Below are 22,156 nucleotides of genomic sequence, written 5' to 3'. Positions count from 1 at the left end.
GCGAATCAAGCCGAGTTGTTCGACGCATCCGACGAACCTAGCGTCCTGCCTGGAGGTGAAGGCGACATGACGGCCCCGGCACCCGCGCCATTGGCGATCGCCGCCGATGGTTCCTACGCGGCCCGGCTGGTCACCGTGCGCAACGACGAGGGTGGTGAGGGCTGGTGTCCGGAGCGGTGGACGCTGGACGGGCCGGAGCCGTATGCGGTGCGGCTGCCCGCCGGGCAGCCTGAGGATCCCACGAGTCCCGTGCTCGCGCTGGCCGATGGCCGGGTGCTCATCGGCCGCCCGGCGATGGGCCGTTACCACTTCGAGCTGCTGTATCCCTCCTCGCCCGACACCGGCCAGCTGCCGCTGGGTGCCGTAGAGGGCACGGATGTGACGCTGCTGCCACCGTCGCCGGACGGCGCGCGGGCGTTCGCGCTGGTGGCCCGCGGCGGCCAGGACGGCAGCCCGCAGGAGCCGGCGGCGGAGGTGACGACCGAGCTGTGGCTGGTCTGCGGCGGGTCCTTCGGCCCCGAGCTGGTGACCGTGATACCGGGCCGCTGCTCGGGCGGTGCATGGCTGGACCGCGAGGGGCGGCTGCTGGCGCTGGACCGCACGGACGCGGCGGGCCGCACCCGCGCGGTCACCGTGGACGTGGGGAGCGGCGGCGAGGTGACGGAGCTGCTGCGCATCGCGGAGGACAGCAACGACCGGCTGCTGCTGGCCGATCCGGACAGCGGCCTGCTGCTGGTGCGGTCCGACGCGCCGGGTGAGGAGCGGATCGGCTGGGGTGTGCTCGGCAGCCACCGCCCGGTGCGGTTCCCTGAGGCGCTGCACGTGCCGGGCACGGCGGTCACGCCGTTCGCGGTGCAGCCGGGGCAGGTGCTGCTGCCGGAGAGCTGCGGGGTGGCGCTGCGGATGACGACGGCCGAGGCGGACTGGGTGGCGGTCTGGCGGCCGCAGCAGCGGGAGTTGCAGCACCTGACCGTGCCGCAGGGCTGGCTGGCGGGCACCGGGTTGTGGACGGCGGAGGGCGAGCTGCTGCTGCCGTACGCCACGCCGCAGGTGCCGTGCGGGCTGGCCAGGATCGCGGTGCCGGTGCCCGAGCCGCAGCCGCTGCCGCCCGCGAGCGAGGGCGCGCCGGGCGGGGGCGGTCAGGACGGCCCGGCCGGGCAGGCCAGCGGCAGCGGCAGCGACCGCAAGGAGGGCCAGAACGCTCCGGAGAGCGGCGGCCAGGACGGCCCGGCCGGGCAGGCCAGCGGCAGCGGCCCCAAGGACGGCAAGAACAGCCAGGACAGCAAGGACGGTGCCGCCGCCGGGCGGCCGTCCGGCGTCACCAAGCCGGTGCCGCTCCAGCAGGCGCCGCTGTGAAACCCCCTCCCCCGGCGGCGGGTGCCGGGGGGCGGTAAGGCAGCATGTGGGGACAACACGGGGAAGCACTGGGGGACACGTGGGGAAGCCAGACCCGGAGGTCTTCGCCGCCTTTGAGGCCGCGAAGGGCTTCATGCCGGCCGACGAGGGCCGCGCGCTGCACGCGGCGGCCGCGGACGCGGCGCGGTCCGGGCTGCCTCTGCTGGAGATCGGCAGCTACTGCGGCCGTTCGACGCTGCTGCTCGCCGACGCCGCGCGGCGGGCCGGGACGGTCGTGGTGACCGTGGACCACCACCGGGGCAGCGAGGAGCAGCAGCCTGGTGAGGAGTATCACGACCCGGATCTTGCCGACCCGCACGACCCGTCCCGGATGGACACCCTGCCCGCCTTCCGCCGTACGGTGGCTGACGCGGGGCTGGAGGAGTACGTCATTGCCGTGGTCGGGGCGTCACCGGTCGCGGCGGCGGCGCTCTCGGGCGGTGGCGGCGGGCGTTTCGGCATGGTCTTCATCGACGGCGGCCACACCGATGCGCACGCCACGGCCGACTACGAGTCCTGGGTGCCGCACCTGGCCGAGGGCGGGCTGCTGGCGATACACGACGTGTTCCCGGACCCCGCGCAGGGCGGTCAGGCTCCTTACCGGGTCTGGCTGCGGGCGCGGGAGAGCGGTGCGTTCGCCGAGGTGCCGGGGTGCCGTTCGCTGCGCCTGCTGAGACGGGTGGGGCCGGGCATCTGACGGGCACGACCGCATACCGGCGGCATCACGGCCGCATCACAAGCGTGTCGCCTGAGAAACAGAAGCCCCTACCCCTCAGACTTGCGGCGGCCTTCATCCGTACGATGAGGCACGGCCCGCCCCATGTGACCCGATCATGACGACCGAACCGACAAAGGACCTGACGTGAACAACCGCTCGCTCACCCGAGGTGATCTAGGAGTAGGGATCGCCGCCGCGGTGCTCCTCATCTGCTCCTTCCTCGACCTCTGCAAGGTGGAAAACAACAGCTGGAACGGCTGGTCGTCCGACTTCTACCCGGTTCTGCCGTCCTTCTTCCTCTCGGGCGTTATCGGCGGTGGCCTGATCCTCGGTGCCCGTTTCCTTCCGGACGAGAGGAAGCTGCTGGGAATGCGGCTCGACCAGTGGGGGACGGTGCTCGCGGTGTCCTCCGCCTGGGCGGGGCTGTGGGTCGTGATCGGCAATGGCCCCTTTGGCATGGACCTCGCCGTCGGCGCGATCCTCGGCTTCTTCGCAGCACTCGTCCTGGCAGGGCTGGCGGTCGCCACCCCGCTGGTTCCGGCGCTGCGGCTGCCGCTCACCGGCGGTGCCGGTGCCGGTCAGCCGGGCGGCCAGCCGTTCGGGGGGCAGCCGGGCTACGGCTACCCGGGCGCGCAGCCGGGTCAGCCCGGCCAGCCGGGTCAGCCGGGTCAGCCGTACGCTGCGCAGCAGCCCGCCGCGCAGCAGCCGGCCGCCGGGCAGTCCGCACCGGCCGGGGGTGCCTCGGACCCGAACTTCCAGCCGTTCTGGTTCGCCGTTCCCGCCGCCCGCCCGCTGTACAGCGAGGACGGTTCGCAGACACCGGTCGCCGAGCTGGCGCCGGGCACCTGGTACCTGGCGGTGGAGCAGCGCGGTCAGGCCCTGGTGGCGCAGACGCAGGACGGCCGCCGGGGTGTGCTCCAGGACACCTCGGGCATCCAGCGCGGCTGAGCGAAGCAGCCAGCCAGCGGCATCACGCGCGGCGGCCCCGCTCCGGACAGCGTTCCGGGCGGGGCCGCCGCGCGTTGCCGGGTCTTCGCGGTCAGGTTCTCGCGCAGCAGCCGTCCGCTTCGGCTTCGAGCCCGCGCGGCAGGCGGGTGCCGCCGAAGACGGCGCGGGTGGCGCGGTCCCCGGTGAGGGCGGCGGACGCCAGCAGCACGGCACCGGCCGTCCAGGTGGTGAGTTCCTCGGGCCAGATGGCGTCGTCGGCGAAGACGTAGCCCGTCCAGTACAGGCCCTCGCCGGTCCGCAGGTGCCCGAGCCAGTGCAGCACGCGGGCGGCCTGCCCCGGCTGGCCGGCCGCCCAGAGGGCGAGGGCGAGTTCGGCGCTCTCGCCGCCGGTGACCCACGGGTTGGTGGTCACGCAGCGCACGCCGAGGCCGGGGACGACGAAGTCGTGCCAGCGCTCCCGCAGCCGGGCGGCGGCGGCCGGCCCGCGCACGACGCCGGTGAGCACCGGGTAGTACCAGTCCATGGCGTAGCGGGACTTGTCGGCGAACCGCTCGGGGTGGTGGCGCAGCGCGTGGGCCAGGCGGCCGGCGGCGAGTTCCCAGCCGGGCTGCGGCTCGCCCGCGAGGTCGGCCAGGGCGAGGGCGCAGCGCAGCGAGTGGTAGACCGAGCAGCAGCCGGTCAGCAGCGCGAGGTCCTCGCCGGTCTCGCCGTCGCCGGTGTCCGGGGCGGCGGTGCGCCAGCCTATTTCGCCGCCGGGCCGCTGCGCGGCGAGCACGAACTCGGTGGCGGCGCGCACCATCGGCCACATCCGGCGGCGGAAGGCGTCGTCGCGGGTGGCGAGGTAGTGGTGGAGGACGCCGGCGGCCGGATAGGCGCAGAAGTGGCTCTCCTTGCCGAGGTCGCTGGGCTCGGCGGGGCCGGTGTCCGTGTCCTGGTAGGCGGCGTACCAGGAGCCGTCGGGGTTCTGCCGGTCGGCGAGCCAGCGGTAGGCAAGGGCGGCGCGGTCGTGATGGCCGCCGGCGTCCAGCGCCATGGCGGCCTCGACGTGGTCCCAGGGGTCGAGGTGGTGGCCGCGGAACCAGGGGATCGCGCCGTCGGGCCGCTGCACGGCGGCGACGGCGGCGGCCGTGGCGGCGGCCTGGCCGGGGGTGAGGCCGCCCGGCGGGGCGAGTGCGTGGTCGGGTCCCGCGGTCACGCCGTCTCCCGTCGGCTCGGCTTGGTGGCGTAGGCGGCGAAGCTCTTGCCGAGCAGCGGGTCGAGGACGCGCTCGGCGAGGCGGGTGGCAAGCGGGCGGCGGGTGATGTCCCAGACGAGCAGCTGGTGGTAGGCGCGGACGGGCAGCGGGTCGCGGTCGCGGCCGGGCCGGTCGCCGAAGGCGCACTTGAGCCACCAGTACGGCGAGTGCAGCGCGTGCGCGTGGTGGCTGCTGTAGGGGCGCAGCCCGGCGCGCCGCAGGCGGGCGAGGAGTTCGGTGGCGCGGTAGATGCGCACGTGGCCGCCCTCGACCTCGTGGTAGGCGTCGCTGAGGGCCCAGCAGACACGTTCGGGCCCGTAGCGGGGGACGGTGACGGCGAGCCGTCCGCCGGGGCGCAGGACGCGGACGGCCTCGGCGAGCGCGGCCTCGTCGTCGGGGATGTGTTCCAGGATTTCGGAGGCGATGACGGCGTCGAACGTGCCGTCGGGGAACGGCAGGGCGAGCGCGTCGCCGCGCACGGTGTGGGCGCGCGCGCCGGCGGGTGCCTCGCCCGCCTCGCGCATGGCGGCGAGCCAGCGCGCCGCTTCGGCGAGGTCGCCGGCGTCGCGGTCGAGTGCGGTGACGTGGGCGCCGCGGCGGTAGCACTCGAAGGCGTGGCGCCCGGTGCCGCAGCCGAGGTCGAGCACGCGGTCCCCGGGGGCTATGGGGAAGCGGGAGAAGTCAACGGTGAGCACGGGGATCTGCCTTTCGTGCGGCGAGTGCGGCGCGGTAGTGCTCGGCGGTGGCGGCTGCCGCACGTTCCCAGGTGAAGTGGCGCAGCACGCGGGCGCGGCCGCTGGCGGCGAGGCGGTCGCGCAGCGCGGCGTCGCCGAGGAGACGGCCGAGTGCGGCGGCGAGGGCCCCGGCGTCGCCGGGGGGCACGGCCAGGCACGTCTCGCCGTCGGGTCCGGCGACTTCGGGGATGGCGCCGCCGGTGGTGGCGACGAGCGGGGTGCCGCAGGCCATGGCCTCGGCGGCGGGCAGGCAGAAGCCTTCGTAGAGGGAGGGCACGCAGGCGGCCTGGGCGCTGTTGAGGAGGGCGGCGAGTTCCTCGTCGCTGATGCCGTGGACGAACTCGGTGGCGCCGGCCACGCCGAACGCGTCGAGCGCGGCGGCGACCGGGCCGCTGGCCGGGCGGGTGCCGACGACGACGAGGTGGGCGTCGGGCTGCTCGGTGCGGAGCTTGGCGAGCGCCTCGACGAGGTGGACCAGGCCTTTCAGCGGCGCGTCGGCGCTGGCCGTGGTGACGATGCGGCCGGGGACGCGCCGGGCGGCGGGGTCGGGGCGGTAGACGCGGGTGTCGGCGCCGATGGGGACGACGTGGACGCGGGAGGGCGGCACAGCGAAGTCCTCGATGATCTCGCGGCGGGAGGCGCCGGAGACGGTGAGGACGGTGGGCAGGCGGCGGGCGACGCGTTTCTGCATGCGGGTGAACGCGTACCAGCGGCGCAGCGACAGGCGGCGCGCGAGGCGGTCGGCGGCGGCGAGTTCCAGGCGCCGGTCGACGGTGATGGGGTGGTGGATGGTGGTGACCAGCGGCGGCAGGGCGCGGCTGGGCAGCAGCCCGTAGCCGAGGGTCTGGTTGTCGTGGACGACGTCGAAGTCGCGGCGCCGGGCGGCGAGATGGCGGCGGGCGCGCAGGGAGAACGTCAGCGGCTCGGGGAAGCCGCCGGTGCGCATGGTGGCGAACTCCAGGACGTCGATCCAGTCGCGGAACTCGTCGCGGGCGGGCGTGCGGAACGGGTCGCTGTCCCGGTACAGGTCGAGGCTGGGCAGCCGGGTGAGGGTGACGCCGTCGTCGAGGGCGGGGTACGGCTGGGCGCCGATGACCTCGACGCGGTGGCCCAGGCGGGCGAGTTCGCGGGAGAGGTGGCGGACGTAGACGCCCTGGCCGCCGCAGTAGGGGTTGCCCCGGTAGCTGAGCAGGGCGATCCGCAGGGGGCGTTCGCCGCCCGTCTGTGTGGTCAACGCCGGGCCCCCTCGTTCACGTGCACTTGCGCGGGAACTGAAGGTTAACCCGCCGGTAGTCGCATTCCTCCCCCGCCCCCGTGGTCGGCGAAACCGGGGCACCGTTTCCGCTGCGGCCGGGGTCCGGTGGCGCGGTGAGGCCGTAGACTGGCCGGGTTTCCGACGTGTTCACGTTCCGTGGGGTCCTGATGGGCGCAGCGAAGGCGACCGGACCGGCGCGCAGCGAGCGGCAGGCGGCCCGCCGGGGGAAGATCATGGACGCCACGGCGGCGCTGGCGGCGGCGGGCGGCTTCGAGGCCGTGCAGATGCGGGAGGTCGCCGAGTCCGCGGGGGTGGCGCTCGGCACGCTGTACCGCTACTTCCCGTCCAAGATCCACCTGCTGGTGGCCGTGCTGCACGACCAGCTCGGGCAGCTGCGGGCGACGCTGCGGGAGCGTCCGCTGCCGGAGGAGGACCCGGCCGAGCGGCTGGAGCACGCGCTGCGCCGGGCGTTCCGGGCGCATCAGCGTGAACCGCTGCTGGCGGAGGCGATGATGCGGGCGCTGCTGTTCGCGGACGGCTCGGCGCGCGAGGAGGTCGCGGCGGTGACGCGGCTGACGGGGGAGATCCTGCGGGACGCGTCGGGGCTGCCGGAGGCGGAGGCGCGGCGGCAGGAGGGCGCGCTGCGCGTGATCCGGCACACGTGGCAGTCGGCGCTGCTGTCGTGGCTGTCGGGCCACTGCACGCTGGCGGAGGCGCACGCGGACGTGGCGACGGCCTGCCGGCTGGTGACGCGGCCGGGCGAGACGGAGCCGGACGGCGTTAAAATGACCTCCACAGTTCACCCGCGTGCGGGGGAAGACCGGTGCGAATCCGGCGCTGACCCGCAACCGTGAGCGTGGCCGGCCGCGGCTTCCGCGGCGGCCCGTGAGCCGGAATGCCCGCCCGCGGGGCGCACTGGCACTCGGCCGTCCGCGACGGACGGCCGGCACCGTCGAGGAATACGGAGCTGAGCCCGGTGCACCGCCCGCGCAGCGTCGCGCTGTGGTGGTCGGCCGTGCCCAGCGGCCGGATGACCAGCACAGCGAAAGGCACCGACGTCATGGCTCACGCCTCCCGCGCGCGGCTCCGCCGCCGTTCCCTCGCACTGGTCTGCGCTACGGGCGCTGCCGTGCTGACCGTGGGCGCGGCGCCGGGCGCGCCGGCCCAGTCGTCCCCGCCGCCCGAGGGGCTGTTCGGGACGGGCGATCCGACGTACGACGGGGTGTGGCGGCAGTCGCTGGCGCTGCTCGCGCAGGACGCGGCGGGGTACACGCCGGCCAGCGAGGCGGTCAGCTGGCTGCTCGACCAGCAGTGCGACGACGGCTCGTTCCTGGCGTACCGGCCGGATCCGGAGCGGGAGTGCGGCGACGTGTCGGCGGCGGACACCAACGCGACGGCCACGGCGGTGCAGGCGCTGGCGGCGCTCGGCGAGGACGGCGAGTACGAGGAAGAGGTGTCCTCGGCGCTCGCCTGGCTGGAAGGGGTGCAGAACGCCGACGGCGGCTGGGCCTACAACCCGGGCGGGGCGAGCGACGCGAACTCCACCGCGCTCGTCGTCGGTGCCTTCGCCGCCGCGGGCGAGGACCCGGCGGAGGTGACGCGCGAGGGGGCGAGCCCGTTCGACGCGCTGGCCGGGCTCCAGCTGGGCTGCGACGCGCCGCAGGCGGAGCGCGGGGCGTTCGCGGTGATGCCGGACGAGGGGTCGGGTGAGCTGTACGCCAACGACCTGGCGACGGTGGACGCGGTGCTGGCGTCGTACGGCAGCGGCCTGGTCGTGGACCCGGAGCAGGCCGAGGCCAACGCGGCGGTGGAGCCGGTGAGCTGCGACGGGAACGGCACCGGCGGCGGTGACGACGCCACGGACGGGGCCGGGGACGCGGACGGCGAGCCGGAGGACGCGGACGCGTCGGCGGGGGCGTCCGGCCAGCCGGAGGGGCCGGACGAGCCCGATGACGCGGCGGGGCCGGAACAGGGGGTGTCGCCGGGCGCCGCGTCGGGCGCCGCGGGCGCGGCCTACCTGGCGGCGGTGCTGGCGGAGCAGGACCAGCACCTGCTGTCGGCGGTGCCGGACGACGAGGAGCAGCCGGACTACGCGGCGACCGCCCGGGCCGTGCTCGCGCTGGCGGCGAGCGGCGACCCGGAGGCGGCGAGCGGGCCGCTGGGCTGGCTGGAGGACAACCACGGCGCGTGGCGGGGCCTGACCGACAGCCCGGGCGCGCTGGGGCTGCTGGTGCTGGCGGCGCACGCGGGCGGCGCCTCGCCGGAGGACTTCGGCGGCACCGACCTGCTGGCGGCGCTGAACGAGCTGGGTCCGGCGCCCGACCAGACGCCCGGCGAGGCGACGGGCGGCGCGGCCGCCGAGTCGTCCGAGGACGGCGGCGGCTCCGGGGCCCTGGTGTGGGTGCTGGGCGCGGGGCTGCTGGCGGGCATCGTCATCGGCGTGGTGCTGAGCCTGCGCCGGGGGCGGGGGGCCGGCCGGTGAGACGGATACGGCGGACACGGCGGTCGGTGCCGCTGCTCGCGGCGTGCCTGCTGGGGCTGGCGGGGGCGGTGCCCGCGCAGGCCGCGGCGGTCTCGGAGACGGGATACCGGTACTGGTCGTTCTGGGAGGGGGAGGACGGCTCCTGGGTGTACGCGACGCAGGGGCCGGGCACGGCGCGGCCCTCGGACGGCGACGTGCTGGGGTTCCGGTTCGCCGTCAGCACCGGGACGCCGGACGCGGCGCAGCCGCGCGGCGAGGCCTCGTTCGCGGCCGTCTGCCAGGACGGCGACGGCGGTGAGGGCGGCGGCAGCGGCGACCGGGTGGCGGTGGTGATCGACTTCGGCACGGCGGCGGACGCGCCGGACGGCGCGTCACCGCCCGAGCCGCGCTCCGTCTGTGCGCCGCTCAGCGAGGGCGCCACGGCGGCCGAGGTGCTCGCGGAGGTGGCCGAGCCGCTGCGGTACAGCCCCGAGGGGCTGCTGTGCGCGGTCGGCGGCTACCCGGAGACGGGCTGCGCCGAGCCGGTCGAGGTGGAGGACGACGGCGAGCCGTCCGGCGAGGACGCGGGGGCGGACGCCGGCGAGCCGGCCGGTTCCGCTGCCGACGGCGGGGGCGGTGACGGTGGCGGCAGCGGCGCGGCCGTGGCCGCCGGGGTCGCGGTGGTGGCGCTGCTGGCGGGCGCCGCGCTGTGGCGTGCCCGCGCCCGGCGTGCCTGAGAGGGTGCGGCCGGCCGTGAGAACCGTCACCGGGCGCGCGGCGCGCGCCCTGCGCGCCCCGCGCACGCTGCGGGCGCCTGAGGCGCACCGGAGCAACGCCCTGCACGCCGGCGCGTGGTGGCTGTGGGCGCTGGGCCTGGCGGCCGCCGCCTCACGCACGACGAACCCGCTGCTGCTGGCGCTGCTGGTCGCGGTCGCGGGGTACGTGGTGGCGGCGCGCCGCACCGACGCGCCGTGGGCGCGGGCGTTCGGCTTCTTCCTGGCGCTGGGCGCCGTGGTGGTGCTGCTGCGGGTGGCCTTCGCGGCGCTGCTCGGTTCGCCGGTGGGCGGCGCGCACGTGCTGTTCACGCTGCCCGAGGTGCCGCTGCCGGAGCGGTTCCAGGGGGTGCGGCTGGGCGGCCGGGTGACGGCCGAGGCGCTGCTGTTCGCCTGCTACGACGGGATGCGGCTGGCGGCGCTGCTGGTCTGCCTGGGCGCGGCGAACGCGCTGGCGGATCCGGCGCGGCTGCTGAAGTCGCTGCCGGGCGCGCTGTACGAGGCGGGCGTGGCGGTCGTCGTCGCGATGACGTTCGCGCCGCGCCTGGTCGCGGACCTGCTGCGGATGCGCGCCGCGCAGCGGCTGCGGGGGCGCACGGACCGCGGGATCCGCTCGCTGCTGCGGGTCGCGCGCCCGGTGCTCGAAGGGGCGCTCGAACGGTCGGTGGCGCTGGCGGCGGCGATGGACGCGCGCGGCTACGGCCGCACGGCCGCCGTGCCGCCCGCGGTGCGGCGCGCCACGACCGCGCTGACCCTCGGCGGCCTGCTGGGCGTGTGCGCCGGCACCTACGGCCTGCTGGCCGCCGAGGGCACGGGCTACGGGCCGCCGCTGCTGGCCTGCGGGCTGGCGGCGGCGCTGGGCGGGCTGTGGCTGGGTGGCCGGCGCAGCCCGCGCACGCGCTACCGGCCGGACCGCTGGGGGGCGCGGGCCTGGCTGGTCACGGCCTCGGGCGCCGGGGTGGCCGCCGCGATGTGGTGGGCGTCCTCGGCGCACGGGGCGGCGCTGCACCCGGCCGTGAGCCCGCCCGTCTGGCCCGAGCTGCCGCCGTGGCCCGCCGCGGCCCTGCTGCTGGGGCTGCTGCCGGCCGTGGTGGCGCCCAGGCCCCCGGGGCCGGCGGCCCCGCCGTCCCGTTCTGCCAAGGAGCGTTCGTGATCACCTTTTCCGAGGTCTCGGTCGTCTACGAGGGCGCCCGTTCCCCTGCCGTCGCCGGGGTGGACCTGACGGTCGACGAGGGCGAACTGTGCCTGGTCGTGGGCCCGTCGGGGTCCGGCAAGTCGACGCTGCTCGGCACGGTCAGCGGGCTGGTGCCGCACTTCACCGGCGGCACGCTGCGCGGCACGGTGACGGTGGACGGCCGCGACACCCGGCACCACCGGCCGCGTGACCTGGCGGACGTGGTGGGGAGCGTGGGCCAGGACCCGCTGGCGCACTTCGTCACCGACGTCGTGGAGGACGAGCTGGCCTACGGCATGGAGTCGCTGGGCCTGCCGCCCGAGGTGATGCGGCAGCGTGTGGAGGAGACGCTCGACCTGCTAGGCCTGGCCGGGCTGCGGGACCGGCCGCTCGCCTCGCTCTCCAGCGGGCAGCAGCAGCGGGTGGCCATCGGCTCGGTGCTGACGGCGCATCCGCGGGTGCTGGTGCTGGACGAGCCGACGTCCGCGCTGGACCCGGCCGCCGCCGAGGAGGTGCTGGCGGTGTTGCAGCGGCTGGTGCACGACCTTGGCACGACGGTGCTGATGGCCGAGCACCGGCTGGAGCGGGTGGTGCAGTACGCGGACCGGGTGCTGCTGCTGCCGGGCGGCGGGCGCGCGCCCGAACTCGGCTCGCCCGCGGAGGTGATGGCGCGCTCCCCCGTCTTCCCGCCCGTGGTGGCGCTCGGGCGGCTGGCGGGCTGGGAACCGCTGCCGCTGACGGTGCGGGACGCGCGGCGCCGCGCCGCCGGCCTGCGGCGGCGGCTGGCCGAGGCAGCGGACGCGCCGGCGCGCGTTCCGTCCGCGCGCCCGGCGCCCGAGGGGCGCGAGCTGGCGCGGGTGCGCGGGCTGGCCGTGCGGCGCGGCCGGGCCGAGGTGCTGCGCGGCGTGGACCTGACGGTGCGTCCGGGCGAGACGGTCGCGCTGATGGGGCGCAACGGCGCGGGCAAGTCCACGCTGCTGCGCACCCTGGCTGGCATGCACGCCCCCGCCTCGGGCACCGTACGGCTCGCCGGCCCGGCCCGGATCACGCCGCACCGGGAGGACCCGCGGCGGCTGCTGCGCCACGTCGGGCTGGTGCCGCAGGACCCGCGCGACCTGCTGTTCGCCGAGACGGTGGCGGACGAGTGCGCCGCGGCCGACGCCGACAGCGGCGCCGCGCCCGGCACCTGCCGGGCGCTCGTGGCGCGGCTGCTGCCGGACGTGCCGGGCGGGGCGCACCCGCGCGACCTGTCCGAGGGGCAGCGGCTGGCGCTCGCGCTGGCGGTGATCCTCACCGCCGCTCCCCCGCTGCTGCTGCTCGACGAGCCGACCCGCGGCCTGGATTACGAGGCCAAGGCGCGGCTGGCGCGCGAGCTGCGGGGGCTGGCGGACCAGGGGCACGGCGTGGTGCTGGCCACGCACGACGTGGAGCTCGCGGCCGAGCTGGCCGACCGGGTGGTGGTGCTGGCCGAGGGCGAGGTGGTGGCGGACGGCCCGGCGAGCGAGGTGGTGGTGGCCTCGCCGTCGTTCGCGCCGCAGGTGACGAAGGTGATGGCGCCGCAGCCGTGGCTGACCGTGGCCGAGGTGCGGTCGGCGCTCGACGCGCTGGGAGGCGCGGCGTGAGGGCGCCGGGCCGCCGCGGGCCGGCCGCACCGGACGCGCCGGCCGCTCCGGTGCTGCTGGGCTGGCGCTCGGCGGCCGCGCTGGTGCTGGTGTCGGCGGTCGGCGTGGTGGCGTTCGGCTGGCCGCTGCTGGCCCCGCCGCACAGCCAGCTGGCGCACTCGGCGTCGGGCGCGCCGTGGCTGTTCGCGCTGCTGCTGCCGCTGCTGCTGGCCGTGGTGGTGGCCACGATCGCCGACACCGGGATGGACGCGAAGGCGGTCGCCATGATGGGGGTGCTGGCGGCGGCGGGCGCGGCGCTGCGCCCGCTGGGGGCGGGCACGGCCGGGCTCCAGCCGATGTTCTTCCTGGTGGTGCTGGCGGGGCGGGTGCTGGGGCCGGGCTTCGGCTTCGTGCTGGGCGCGGTGACGATGTTCGCCTCGGCGCTGCTGACGGGCGGCGTCGGCCCGTGGCTGCCGTTCCAGATGCTGGCTATGGGCTGGTTGACGATGGGCGCGGGCCTGCTGCCGGGGCGGGAGCGGCTGCGGGGCCGGGCCGAGGTGTGGCTGCTCGCCGCCTACGGCGCGGTGTCCTCGCTGGGCTACGGTCTGGTGATCAACCTCCAGGGCTGGCCGTATCTCGCGGGCCTGAGCACGAGCGTGTCGTTCGTGCCCGGCGATCCGCTGCCGGACAACCTGGCGCGGTACGTGGCCTACGTGGCGGCGACGTCGCTGGGCTGGGACGTGCCGCGGGCGCTGCTGACGGCCGTGCTGGTGCTGGTGTGCGGCGGGTCCGTGCTGCGGGCGCTGCGGCGGGCGACGCGGCGGGCGGCGTTCGGGGCGCCGGTACGGTTCGAGGCGGCCTCCGGCGCCGGCGGGCAGGCGTAACGGCCCGCCCGGCTCACGGGGCCGGGTGCACGGGCAGGGTGCCAGGGTCCAGGGTGTGGGCCTGGAGCACCCGGCGGGTAGCCAGGTCGTAGACACCGGGCATGCAGTCGTGGACGCCGTAGGCGGTCTGGAAGCGGGCGACCGCGTCGCGGGTGGCCCGGTCGTAGTAGCCGTGGGCGTCGCCGTGGTAGACCCAGCGCAGTTGCAGCAGCCGCTGCTGGAGTTCGGCCACCTCAGGGCCCTCGTCGCCCTCGCGCAGCACCAAGGGCTGAGGCGAGTCGGGAGCGGTAGGGCCGGGCTGCTCCGGGCCGTCCGTCGGGTCCGGCACCGGGTCGGGCTCGGGGTCGGGTTCGGGCTCCGGGCTGGGGGCCGCGGCGGTGGGGCTGGGAGAGCCGCTCGGCGCGGGCTGCGGCGAGCCGCCGCCCGTGCCGGAGCCGCCCGTGCGGGAGGAGGGCTGCGGGGCTTCGTCCCGCTGGGCCTGCGGCGCGGTGGGCGAGGGCGAGGGCGCGGTCTCGGTGGTGAGGCCGTCGCCGGTCGCCGGCTCGGGGGACGGGGCAGCGGTGCCCGCAGGGTCTTCCTCGTCGGGGACGTCGGGCAGGTCGGGCACGTAGCCGCCGTCGGGGACGGCCAGGGTGGGCCCGCCGCTGACCTCGCTGCCCCGGCCGTGCCCGCCGAACAGCGAGACGGCCAGGGCCGTGCCGCCGACGACCGCGGCGACGGCGCCCGAGGCCGCCACGGCCAGGCGGGTGCGGTGCCGGGGCTTGCGGTGGGCGCCCGCGGGCGGCGGCCCGGCGTTCTCCTCGCGCGCGGCGGTGTCCCGGCCCGGATGGACAGGGCGCGCCGGGCGCGGGGGGCGCGGGGGCTCCGGCGGGAACAGCGCGACGTCCGCCGGGTCGGGGCCGTGGGTGGGCGGCCCCACCGGGCGGAAGAGCGAGTGGGTCACGCAGTCGCAGGCCGGCTCGCCGGACGGCAGCGCGGGCCGACCGCAGATGAGGCATTCGATCCGGTCGGTCACGGCACCCCCTCTTGCCTCGCCTTCCGCCGCGCGTGGAGCGCGGTGCGCGGTGTGCGGCGACAGTGACGCTGTAAATAACACTGTGGAATTGGCAGCGATTATGCCGCAGCCGGGCCGCGTGTGGCGCGGCTGCGCCGAGGTTGGCTCGACAAGCGCGGTCGGGCGGCCTTCCTTAGCATCAAAAGGGTGCTTAAGGCACACCAGACGGCCCCGATGCCCGCGAACCGCCACGGACCGCCCGCGCGCGGCGCGCTGTGGCTGCCGCTGGCGGCGCTGCTGCTGGGCATGTTCCTGGCGGCGCTGGACCAGACGGTCGTGGCCACGGCGCTGCCCACGATCGTCAGCGACCTCGGCGGCATGGACCACCTGTCGTGGGTGGTGACGGCCTACCTGCTGGCCGCGACCGCGGGCACGCCGCTGTGGGGCAAGCTGGGCGACCAGCTGGGGCGGAAGCGGCTGTTTCAAGCCGCGATCGTGATCTTCCTGGCGGGCTCCGCGCTGTGCGGGGCAGCGCGGAACCTGCCCGAGCTGATCGGCTTCCGCGCCCTCCAGGGGCTCGGGGGCGGCGGGCTGATGGTGCTGTCGATGGGCATCGTCGGCGATCTGGTGCCGCCCCGGGAGCGCGGCCGGTACCAGGGCCTGTTCGGCGCCGTGTTCGGGGCCACGAGCGTGCTGGGGCCGCTGCTGGGCGGGCTGTTCGTCGACCACCTCAGCTGGCGGTGGGTGTTCTATGTCAACGTGCCGGTCGGCCTGGTGGCGCTCGCGGTGATCGCGGCGGCGCTGCGGCTGCCCGCCCGGGAGCAGCGGCACGTCATCGACTACGCGGGCACCGCGCTGATCGCCGCGCTGGCCGGCTGCCTGGTGCTGATCGCCTCGCTCGGCGGCACGGCGTGGGCGTGGGGATCGTGGCAGATCGCGGGCCTGGCGGTGCTGGCGGCGCTGCTGGCCGCGGCGTTCGCCGCGGCCGAGCGGCGGGCGGCGGAGCCGGTGCTGCCGCTGGAGCTGTTCGGGTGCGGACGTTCGCGCTGTGCTGCGCCATCGGCTTCGTCACCGGTTTCGCGATGTTCGGCGGGCTGACGTACCTGCCGACGTTCCTCCAGGTCGTGCACGGCGTGTCGCCGACGATGTCGGGCGTGCACATGCTGCCGATGGTGCTGGGGGTGCTCACCAGTTCCACCGTCTCGGGGCAGCTGATCACGCGCACCGGGCGCTGGAAGGTCTTCCCGGTGGCCGGCACCGCCGTCACCGCCGCCGGCCTGGCGCTGCTGCACCGGCTCGACCGCACCAGCCCGGCGTGGGAGACGAGCCTGTACTTCCTGGTGTTCGGGCTGGGCCTGGGGCTGGTGATCCAGGTGCTGATCCTGGCGGTGCAGAACGCCGTCCGCTATGAGGACCTGGGGGTGGCGACCTCGGGCGTGACGTTCTTCCGTTCCATCGGCGCCGCGTTCGGCGTCGCCGTCTTCGGCACGCTCTTCACCAGGGCGCTGCGGGACAACCTCGCCGACGCGCTGCGCGGCGTGCCGCTGCCGCCGGGGGTGACGGCCGGCTCGCTGCTGCATGACCCGAGCGGGGTGGCGCGGCTGGGCGGCGCGGCGCGGTCGGGCACGCTGACGGCGTACTCCGACGCGATCACCTCCGTCTTCCTGTACGGCGTGCCGGTGATGGCGGTGGCCCACCTGCTGGCCTGGCTGCTGCGCGAGGACCGGCTGCGCGGCAGCGTCCGCGCGCCCGACGGCAGCGAGACCGTGCCGCCCAATCCGGTGGAGCGCTCCTCACGCGAAGAGTGCGCCCGCGCGCTGTCGCTGCTGGCCACGCGCCAGGGCCGGCGCGAGGCGTACGCGCGGATCGCCGCGCGCGCGGGCACGGACCTGAGCCCGGCGGCGTGCTGGCTGCTGCTGCGCATCGTCCACTACGGCCCGGTCGCACCCGCGCTGCTCGCGGACCGCCACGACGTGCCGGTGCCGGTCGTCGCCACGGCGGCCCGGCAGCTGGAAGAGCAGCGGCTGGCGCAGCGCGACGGGCTGCGGCTGGGGCCGACGGAGCGCGGGCGGCAGGTGGCGGACCGGCTCACCCGTTCCCGCGAGGAGGAGCTGGCCGGGCTGCTGGGCGACTGGTGGCGGCCGGAGGAACGCCCGCATGACCTCGCCGAGCTGGTGCGGGAGATGACCACGGAGCTGGCGGGTTCGGACGAGGAGTGGCGGCAGATGAACCGGCGGTGAAAGGCGGGCGAAACTCCCGCCGGGGGTAGCGTAGCCGCGCCCGCTTTTTGTACCGTAGCCAAACAAAGTGGTTCCGCCCGATCCCCGACCAACCGGGCGGAGCCACTGGTCTTTCCCGGTCTTCGTCTTTTCGAGCAGGATGGCGCGTGGTGTCCGCAGCAGTTGAGGCAGGAACGTTCAGGGCCGCGCTGCTGGACATGGACGGCACGCTCGTGGACTCCGATGCCGTGGTGGAACGCGTCTGGCGGCGCTGGGCCGCCGCCAACGGCGTGGACGTCGCCCGCGTCTTCGCCACCATGCACGGCCGCCAGGCGCACGCGACGATGGCGGAGCTGCTCCCTGACCGGCCGCACGAGCTGAACCTCGCCGACAACGCCCGGATGCTGGCCGAGGAGACCGCCGACACCGAGGGCATCGTGCCCATACCCGGCGCCGCCGGCCTGCTGGCCGCGCTGGAGCGGCTGCCGCACGCCCTGGTCACCTCCGCCGACCGGAAGCTGATGACGGCCCGGATGGGCGCGGCGGGGCTGCGCGTGCCCGACGTGCTGGTGACCGCCGAGTGCGTCAGCGCCAGCAAACCGGACCCGGAGGGCTTCCTGAAGGGCGCGGCCGAACTGGGCGTCGCGCCCGGGGAGTGCGTTGTCTTCGAGGACTCCGCTGCCGGCATCGCCGCCGGGCTCGCCGCAGGCATGACCGTGATCGGCGTCGGCGAACGGGCCGCCGCGCACGGGCCAGCGGCCGTGGTGGCGACGCTCGAGGGCGTGCGCGTCACCGGCACCGGCCCGTTCCGCCTGTACCTGCCCGCGGCCGGGCCCGGCCGCCCGGATCAGCCGGCGACCGCCTCGTAGAGGCTGAACGCGGCCAGTCCCAGCATCACGGCGGCGGCCACCCGGCTGATCACCCGCAGCGGCACCCACCGCAGCAGCGCGCGCCCGCCCAGGATGCCGATCCCGGCGACGGCCCACAGCGCCAGCGCCGCTCCGACGGCAACCGACAGCGGATCGTCGTACCGGGCGGCCAGGTTCGCGGTCATGATCTGCGTGATGTCGCCGAACTCGGCGACGAGGATCAGCATGAAGCCGCTGCCCGCCACCGCCCAGAACGACGGCTGCTTCGGCTGGCGCAGCTCCTCACCGTCCTCGCCGTCCTCCTCGCCGCGCTCGCGCTTGCGCGACTCCCACAGCACCAGCACCGCGCCGCCCAGGAAGAGCAGGCCGACCACCGCCTGGAGCGGCCGCTGCGGCAGCAGCGTGAGCACGCTCCCGGCGGCGACCGCCAGCGCGACGTGCACCACGAACGCCGCGGCGACCCCGGCGAACACGTACGAGGCGCGGAAACGGGTGCCGAGCAGCAGACCGGCGAGCGCGGTCTTGTCCGGCAGTTCCGCGAGGAAGACCACGCCGAAGACGACGGCGGCTGTGGTGAGGCTGAACACGGTTACTCCCGACCTTCCCGCCGCCCGGGCCGGGGAGTCCGCGGCGGGGACGGGGAACCTCGGCCGGGCAGCATCGAACACGGACACTGCGGCCGAAGGTCTCGCTGGCGGGGCCGCGCCGCGGCCGCCGCTCCGGGCACCGGGCCCGGTGCCGCGCGGATGACACGCGGGATCGGGCCAGTATGTCGATGGTCCGGCGAAGAGCTACTCCCCTTCAGACGAGGCCACTGTAACGGAGCGGCCCCGGGCAGGCCCGCGCCGGGCGCCGTGAGGCGCCCCACACGGGCCCCGAACCAGCCGCACTGCCCCACTTGGCTACGAACGCCGCAAACACGGCTGCGAACCCGGTCGCGGCCACGGCCATGCACATGACCGTGGTCATGAACACGCCGCCACGCCCCACCCGCGTGCCTCCCCGCGCGCACGGACGGCGTACGCTGTGCGGCGGAACCAAGGCGCTCAACGGGGGCGTCCCTGCTGCTGCTCGCCGGACCAGCGGCGGGCGGCAGATGCTGACGGACGGGACGGGGAAGCAACGTGCAGGAGACCCTGGGGATACTGCTGTACGCCCCGTGGATCTACGTGCTCGTCGCGCTGTGCACACTGCTCGACGTCTTCGTCCCGGTGCTGCCGAGCGGCGCCCTGGTCGTCACCGCCGCGACCTTCGCGGCCGGCGCGGCGGCCGACGTCGCCGGGCTCTCCGCGGCGCCCGGCCAGATCCCCCAGGTCTTCTTCCTCGTTCTCGTCGCCGCGACCGCCTCGTTCCTCGGCGACCTCGCCGCCTACCGCCTCGCCCGGCGCGGCGGCAGGCACTTCGGCGACGCCATCGCCCGCTCCCGCCGGCTGGCAGCGGCGCATCACCGCATCGGCGCGGCGCTCAGCAAGGGCGGGGGCGCACTCGTCGTGCTGGCGCGGTTCGCGCCCGCGGGGCGCGCGCTGGTGAGCCTGGGCGCCGGGGCCACGCACCGGCGCGCCCGTGAGTTCCTGCCCTGGTCGGCCGTGGCCGCCGTGGTATGGACGGGCTACAGCGTCGGCGTCGGGTACGTCGGCGGACAGCTGCTCGGCGCCAGCTGGCTGAGCACCGGGCTGTCCGTCCTCACGCTGTTCGCCGCCGGCTGCGTCGCGGCCCGCGCGCTCCGCTCCTCGCGCGCCTCCGAGCCCCCCTCCGCGACTCCCGCGCCACAGTAAGCGCACCTGCCATACCCGTTCGGGACGTGCCGGGCAAACATATCGAGTCCGAATTCACCCGCTTGCACCATATCCGGGGCCCCGCGTGCCTCGTTTGCCCGACGTGACGCATCTCCATTCACAGCACTCACACGTCGGCATGTGGCCCGAAACGGACGCGGCAGAAACGACTCTGCTCATTCCGCCCCTCACCGGGGCCGCCCCAGCTCCCCCGCCCGGCTGCGTACCGGCGCCCGACCTGCCCAACGGCCGCCACCGCAGGCGGCGCCACCGCCCCTCCTGGGCCTCCCGGCCGCCCCGCACCAAGTGGCTGCGCTGGGCCAGTCTCATGATGGCAGCCCTGGCGTCCGCCCTCGTCGCGATGCTGAGCGTGCTCAGCGGCCTGGTGTCCTACCAGCCGCTGCGCGAGGCCGCCGCCCTGGAGACCTCACCCGCGCTGTCGGCCTGGTGGCCGCTGCTGATCTACGGCCCCTGGCTCGTGGGCACCCTGTCGATCCTGCGGGCCGCCCTGCACCAGCGCCACGCCTGGCACTCCTGGGCGGTCGTCGTGCTCTTCTCCGGGTTCGCGGTGGCGCTGTGCGTTGTCGAGGCGGCCCCCACCCCCACGGAGCTCGCGGTCGCCGGACTGCCGCCCGTCTCCGCGCTCGTCGCATTCCACCAGATCGTCCGGCAGCTCACCCTGGTGCACCCGCCCCGGCACTCCGTCATCCCGCGGCAGCGCTCCGGGCGGGGAACGTGACGTTGAGTCATCTTTGGCCGCGCCGGCCACGGAGCGGAACCGCCGGCCGGCCACCGTCGTCCTTCCCCGCAGTGGCCCGGCCACAGCGTCACAAGTCGCGGGGGGTGCCCTGCGGGGGAGGAAGACCGGCAAGTCATGGCAGACGTCCGCAGCGCTAATCCGGATCAGCTGGAGATACTCGCCGACAAGCTCTGCGCGCCCGGCGACGGCGGGGCCTACGGCGACCTCGCCGCCATCTTCGACCGGGCCCGCGCCCTGGGAGCGTCCGGGGAGGTCACCAGCCTCGCCCCCGTCCTGACCTGGCTGACCGACACCGCGAGCCAGCTGCGCGACAAGGCGGCGCTGCTGCGCGGCGACACGCCGCTGCCGAACTGGGGCGGCTCGGCTCCCACCCCGGCGGACCTGGAGGCGTACGAGGAGCGGGCCAACGCCGACCCGGACGCACCGTTCCGGGTGCTCGGCCAGGCCAACATCGACCGGTTCCTCGAGCTGGCGCAGCGGCAGGAGCTGTCCGAGGAAGACCTGGAGGAGATGCGCAGCTGGCTCGGCGCCTTCTCCTCCGACCCGAACTTCGCCGCCGCCCTGGTCGACCAGATGGGCGTGGCGGACTTCCTGGCGCTGGCCCGGCGCGTCGAGAGCCAGGCGGACGGCCTGGACGACCCCACGGTCGCCCGTGACCTGCGGAACCAGCTCGCCCTCGTGCTGACCGCCGCCTTCTACCTTCCCGGCGGCATGCGGCCCGGCACCGACGAGTACGACGAGTGGGTGGAGAACACCCCGCAGGGCCAGGCGTTCGCGGCGCGCCTGGAAGCGTTCCAGAACTCCGGCGAAGCCAACCTCGCCGACGCCGCGCAGCTGGTGAGCGGGCTGATCAACGCGGACGACCTGTCCGCCCCCGAGCTCTTCACCCTCAACGAGTTCCTCGCCAGCAACTACCAGAACGGCGACTTCAACCGCGCCCTGATGGACGCGATCTCCCCCGAGGGCCTGATCAGTCTCGCCGAACGGCTCCCGGGGCTGGCCAACGGCGGCGACGAGAAGCTGCGGCCCGGCTACGCCGACCTGCAGACCAACATCGCCAACGCCGTCGCCAGCGCCACCGACGTGGGCCGGCCGCAGCCGGGCGCCCCCTGGTACGAGCACTGGGCGGTCACCTCGGAGGCCCAGTGGTATGTCGACTTCATGTCCCGTCTCCACGAGGCGGGCATGGAGAACTACTTCGACACCGACATCACCGACGACCCCGGCGGCGTGCGGGGCTACCAGTACCTCGTCACGCTGCTGCAGTCGGGCAGCGGCTACTCGACGGGCTTCCTGACCCACCTGGCCGACAACATCCGCTCCGCCGAGGACCCCTCGCGCGGCGGCAACAAGCTGATCTGGCGGGAGACCCTGATCTCCTACGGCCGCGGCCACGAACCGCGCGAGGCCCCCGAGTGGTTCGCGCAGGACCCGCTGGACGGCGTCCTGGGCATCATGAGCCGCCACCCGGACGCCGCCGCCACCTATCTCGACCCGGACAACGGCGACGCCCTCGCCTACCTCATCAACGACCGCAACTGGGAACTCGACCATGTCATGCGGATCTCGGGCGAGGATGTCAGAACCACCACGGAGGAGACCGCCGGCGCCCGCACCGGCTTCGCGGCCGCCCTGGAGGCCGCCACCACCGGCCGGCCCGCCGGCAGCAGCGACGACACGCCGTTCCAGCGGACGCCGCAGGGCGACCGCGTCATGCGCGAGATCGTCGACCGGTTCTCCCGGGACGAGGGAGCCCTCATCGCGGACGACGGGGACTTCGCGTTCATGCGGCCGCAGCTGGGCATCATGGCGAGCGCCTTCATGGAGGAGTTCAACTACAAACTGGGAGACAACGCGAACCTCCTCCACGCCCATGAGGCAGCCCTCCCCGACCTGTTCGGAACCGACAACGGCGCACTGCCCGTCGATTACTTCCTGGGGCAGCTGGCACGCGACCCCGACGCGTACGGGGCCCTCACGGGTGCGCAGCAGGCGTTCACCGCGCTGGCCGTGGAGGTCGCGATGAACGAGCACACCAACTCGGGTGTCAACATCGGTGACCGCGTGGAGCACGCGATCGCTCCCGGGGCGAGGATCGCCGGTATCCTCGCCGACGCGCGGGCCGCCGCGGTCTTCGAGGAAGGCATCGCGGACGACGAGGCCTTCAACGAGAAACTGGAGATCGCGGAAACCGCCGCCGGCCTGGTGATCGGCGAGGGCGTCGGGCTGCTGACAGAGCGCCTGCCGGTCGGAGGAGACATCGTCAGCTGGGGCGTCGAGGAGCTCCAGAGCAGCATCTTCGACGCCCTGAAGCGGGACACCTCCGACGAGGCGTACGCCGACGCGGACGACGAGTACCGGG

17 protein-coding genes, 2 pseudogenes and 1 riboswitch are annotated in these 22,156 nt (G+C 75.5%); of the genes and pseudogenes, 14 read left to right on the top strand and 5 right to left on the bottom strand.

Annotation, left to right across the window (positions count from 1 at the left end; translation table 11 throughout):
• Positions 1-66 precede the first annotated feature (66 nt).
• The 3 genes from JK356_RS07640 (at position 67) to JK356_RS07630 (ending at position 3,061) form a co-directional block, all read left to right on the top strand.
• The gene (locus tag JK356_RS07640) at positions 67-1,356 is read left to right on the top strand and encodes a hypothetical protein (RefSeq protein WP_201866819.1); all 1,290 of its coding nucleotides are present in this window, start codon (positions 67-69) and stop codon (positions 1,354-1,356) included.
• A 133-nt stretch (positions 1,357-1,489) separates the two neighbouring features.
• Positions 1,490-2,092, top strand: a complete 603-nt coding sequence (locus JK356_RS07635) for a class I SAM-dependent methyltransferase (RefSeq protein WP_201867114.1) — start codon at positions 1,490-1,492, stop codon at positions 2,090-2,092.
• 165 nt (positions 2,093-2,257) lie between these two features.
• Positions 2,258-3,061, top strand: coding sequence for a DUF5336 domain-containing protein (locus JK356_RS07630; RefSeq protein ID WP_201866818.1), 804 nt, complete (start codon positions 2,258-2,260; stop codon positions 3,059-3,061).
• Positions 3,062-3,152: 91 nt separating this feature from the next.
• Here the strand turns inward: JK356_RS07630 and JK356_RS07625 are convergent, their stop codons facing one another.
• From JK356_RS07625 to JK356_RS07615, 3 genes are read right to left on the bottom strand one after another with little or no spacing between them, the layout of a single operon-like run.
• Positions 3,153-4,256, bottom strand: coding sequence for a prenyltransferase (locus tag JK356_RS07625; protein ID WP_201866817.1), 1,104 nt, complete (start codon positions 4,254-4,256; stop codon positions 3,153-3,155).
• Positions 4,253-4,990 carry a class I SAM-dependent methyltransferase gene (locus JK356_RS07620; protein WP_201866816.1) on the bottom strand — a complete coding sequence of 246 codons (738 nt, stop codon included), beginning with the start codon at positions 4,988-4,990 and terminating at the stop codon, positions 4,253-4,255. Before JK356_RS07620 ends, JK356_RS07625 begins: the two co-directional genes overlap by 4 nt.
• The gene (locus tag JK356_RS07615; RefSeq protein WP_201866815.1) at positions 4,977-6,263 is read right to left on the bottom strand and encodes a glycosyltransferase family 4 protein; all 1,287 of its coding nucleotides are present in this window, start codon (positions 6,261-6,263) and stop codon (positions 4,977-4,979) included. Before JK356_RS07615 ends, JK356_RS07620 begins: the two co-directional genes overlap by 14 nt.
• A gap of 188 nt (positions 6,264-6,451) precedes the next feature.
• Between JK356_RS07615 and JK356_RS07610 the strand changes: the two are divergent.
• From JK356_RS07610 to JK356_RS07590, 6 genes and pseudogenes are all read left to right on the top strand, one after another.
• A pseudogene (locus JK356_RS07610) lies at positions 6,452-6,970 on the top strand (TetR family transcriptional regulator); the annotation flags it as partial.
• 93 nt (positions 6,971-7,063) lie between these two features.
• Positions 7,064-7,206: riboswitch (cobalamin riboswitch) on the top strand.
• Positions 7,207-7,260: 54 nt separating this feature from the next.
• Positions 7,261-8,766, top strand: coding sequence for a prenyltransferase/squalene oxidase repeat-containing protein (locus JK356_RS07605; protein WP_201866814.1), 1,506 nt, complete (start codon positions 7,261-7,263; stop codon positions 8,764-8,766).
• A complete protein-coding gene (locus tag JK356_RS21750; RefSeq protein WP_236670951.1) occupies positions 8,763-9,482 on the top strand; it encodes an SCO2322 family protein in 720 nt (239 codons plus the stop codon). The genes JK356_RS07605 and JK356_RS21750 overlap by 4 nt, the downstream gene beginning before the upstream one ends.
• Before the next feature lie 16 nt (positions 9,483-9,498).
• Complete coding sequence (locus tag JK356_RS07600; protein ID WP_307815459.1) at positions 9,499-10,671, top strand: energy-coupling factor transporter transmembrane component T; 1,173 nt, start codon at positions 9,499-9,501, stop codon at positions 10,669-10,671.
• On the top strand, positions 10,668-12,314 hold the full coding sequence (locus JK356_RS07595) for an ABC transporter ATP-binding protein (protein WP_201866812.1): 1,647 nt from the start codon (positions 10,668-10,670) through the stop codon (positions 12,312-12,314). The genes JK356_RS07600 and JK356_RS07595 overlap by 4 nt, the downstream gene beginning before the upstream one ends.
• Entirely contained in the window at positions 12,311-13,177 is an 867-nt protein-coding gene (locus JK356_RS07590; protein WP_307815457.1) for an ECF transporter S component, read from the top strand. The genes JK356_RS07595 and JK356_RS07590 overlap by 4 nt, the downstream gene beginning before the upstream one ends.
• 13 nt (positions 13,178-13,190) lie before the next feature.
• Here the strand turns inward: JK356_RS07590 and JK356_RS22325 are convergent, their stop codons facing one another.
• Positions 13,191-14,192 carry a peptidoglycan-binding protein gene (locus JK356_RS22325; RefSeq protein WP_201866810.1) on the bottom strand — a complete coding sequence of 334 codons (1,002 nt, stop codon included), beginning with the start codon at positions 14,190-14,192 and terminating at the stop codon, positions 13,191-13,193.
• Positions 14,193-14,405: 213 nt separating this feature from the next.
• Here JK356_RS22325 and JK356_RS07580 point away from each other — a divergent pair.
• Positions 14,406-16,411 (top strand): annotated as a pseudogene (locus JK356_RS07580) (DHA2 family efflux MFS transporter permease subunit).
• A gap of 149 nt (positions 16,412-16,560) precedes the next feature.
• A complete protein-coding gene (locus tag JK356_RS07575; RefSeq protein ID WP_307815455.1) occupies positions 16,561-17,259 on the top strand; it encodes an HAD-IA family hydrolase in 699 nt (232 codons plus the stop codon).
• On the opposite strand, the gene JK356_RS07570 is transcribed toward JK356_RS07575, so the two are convergent.
• Positions 17,238-17,846: a TMEM165/GDT1 family protein gene (locus JK356_RS07570; protein ID WP_201866809.1), complete on the bottom strand. Its 609-nt coding sequence runs from the start codon at positions 17,844-17,846 to the stop codon at positions 17,238-17,240. The genes JK356_RS07575 and JK356_RS07570 overlap by 22 nt on opposite strands.
• A 537-nt stretch (positions 17,847-18,383) precedes the next feature.
• Between JK356_RS07570 and JK356_RS07565 the strand changes: the two genes are divergently transcribed.
• The 3 genes from JK356_RS07565 to JK356_RS07555 form a co-directional block, all read left to right on the top strand.
• Positions 18,384-19,034 (top strand): DedA family protein, encoded by a 651-nt coding sequence (locus tag JK356_RS07565; protein ID WP_201866808.1) that lies wholly within the window; start codon positions 18,384-18,386, stop codon positions 19,032-19,034.
• Between the two features lie 331 nt (positions 19,035-19,365).
• The gene (locus JK356_RS07560) at positions 19,366-19,773 is read left to right on the top strand and encodes a DUF2637 domain-containing protein (RefSeq protein ID WP_236670950.1); all 408 of its coding nucleotides are present in this window, start codon (positions 19,366-19,368) and stop codon (positions 19,771-19,773) included.
• A 135-nt stretch (positions 19,774-19,908) separates the two neighbouring features.
• Positions 19,909-22,156: DUF6571 family protein (locus tag JK356_RS07555; RefSeq protein ID WP_374100622.1), on the top strand; the 2,248-nt coding region annotated here is incomplete at its 3' end.

This window comes from Streptomyces sp. 7-21 (assembly GCF_016741785.1).
Classification (GTDB): Bacteria; Actinomycetota; Actinomycetes; order Streptomycetales; family Streptomycetaceae; genus Streptomyces.
The sequence above is the reverse complement of the archived record's forward strand: the minus strand, read 5'-3'. Positions and strand labels throughout refer to the sequence as shown.

Bases quoted from the DNA above. Each gene is read 5' to 3' on its own strand.
- JK356_RS07560 (WP_236670950.1), top strand. From the start codon at position 19,366: ATGGCAGCCCTGGCGTCCGCCCTCGTCGCGATGCTGAGCGTGCTCAGC.
- JK356_RS07640 (WP_201866819.1), top strand. From the start codon at position 67: ATGACGGCCCCGGCACCCGCGCCATTGGCGATCGCCGCCGATGGTTCC.
- JK356_RS07635 (WP_201867114.1), top strand. From the start codon at position 1,490: ATGCCGGCCGACGAGGGCCGCGCGCTGCACGCGGCGGCCGCGGACGCG.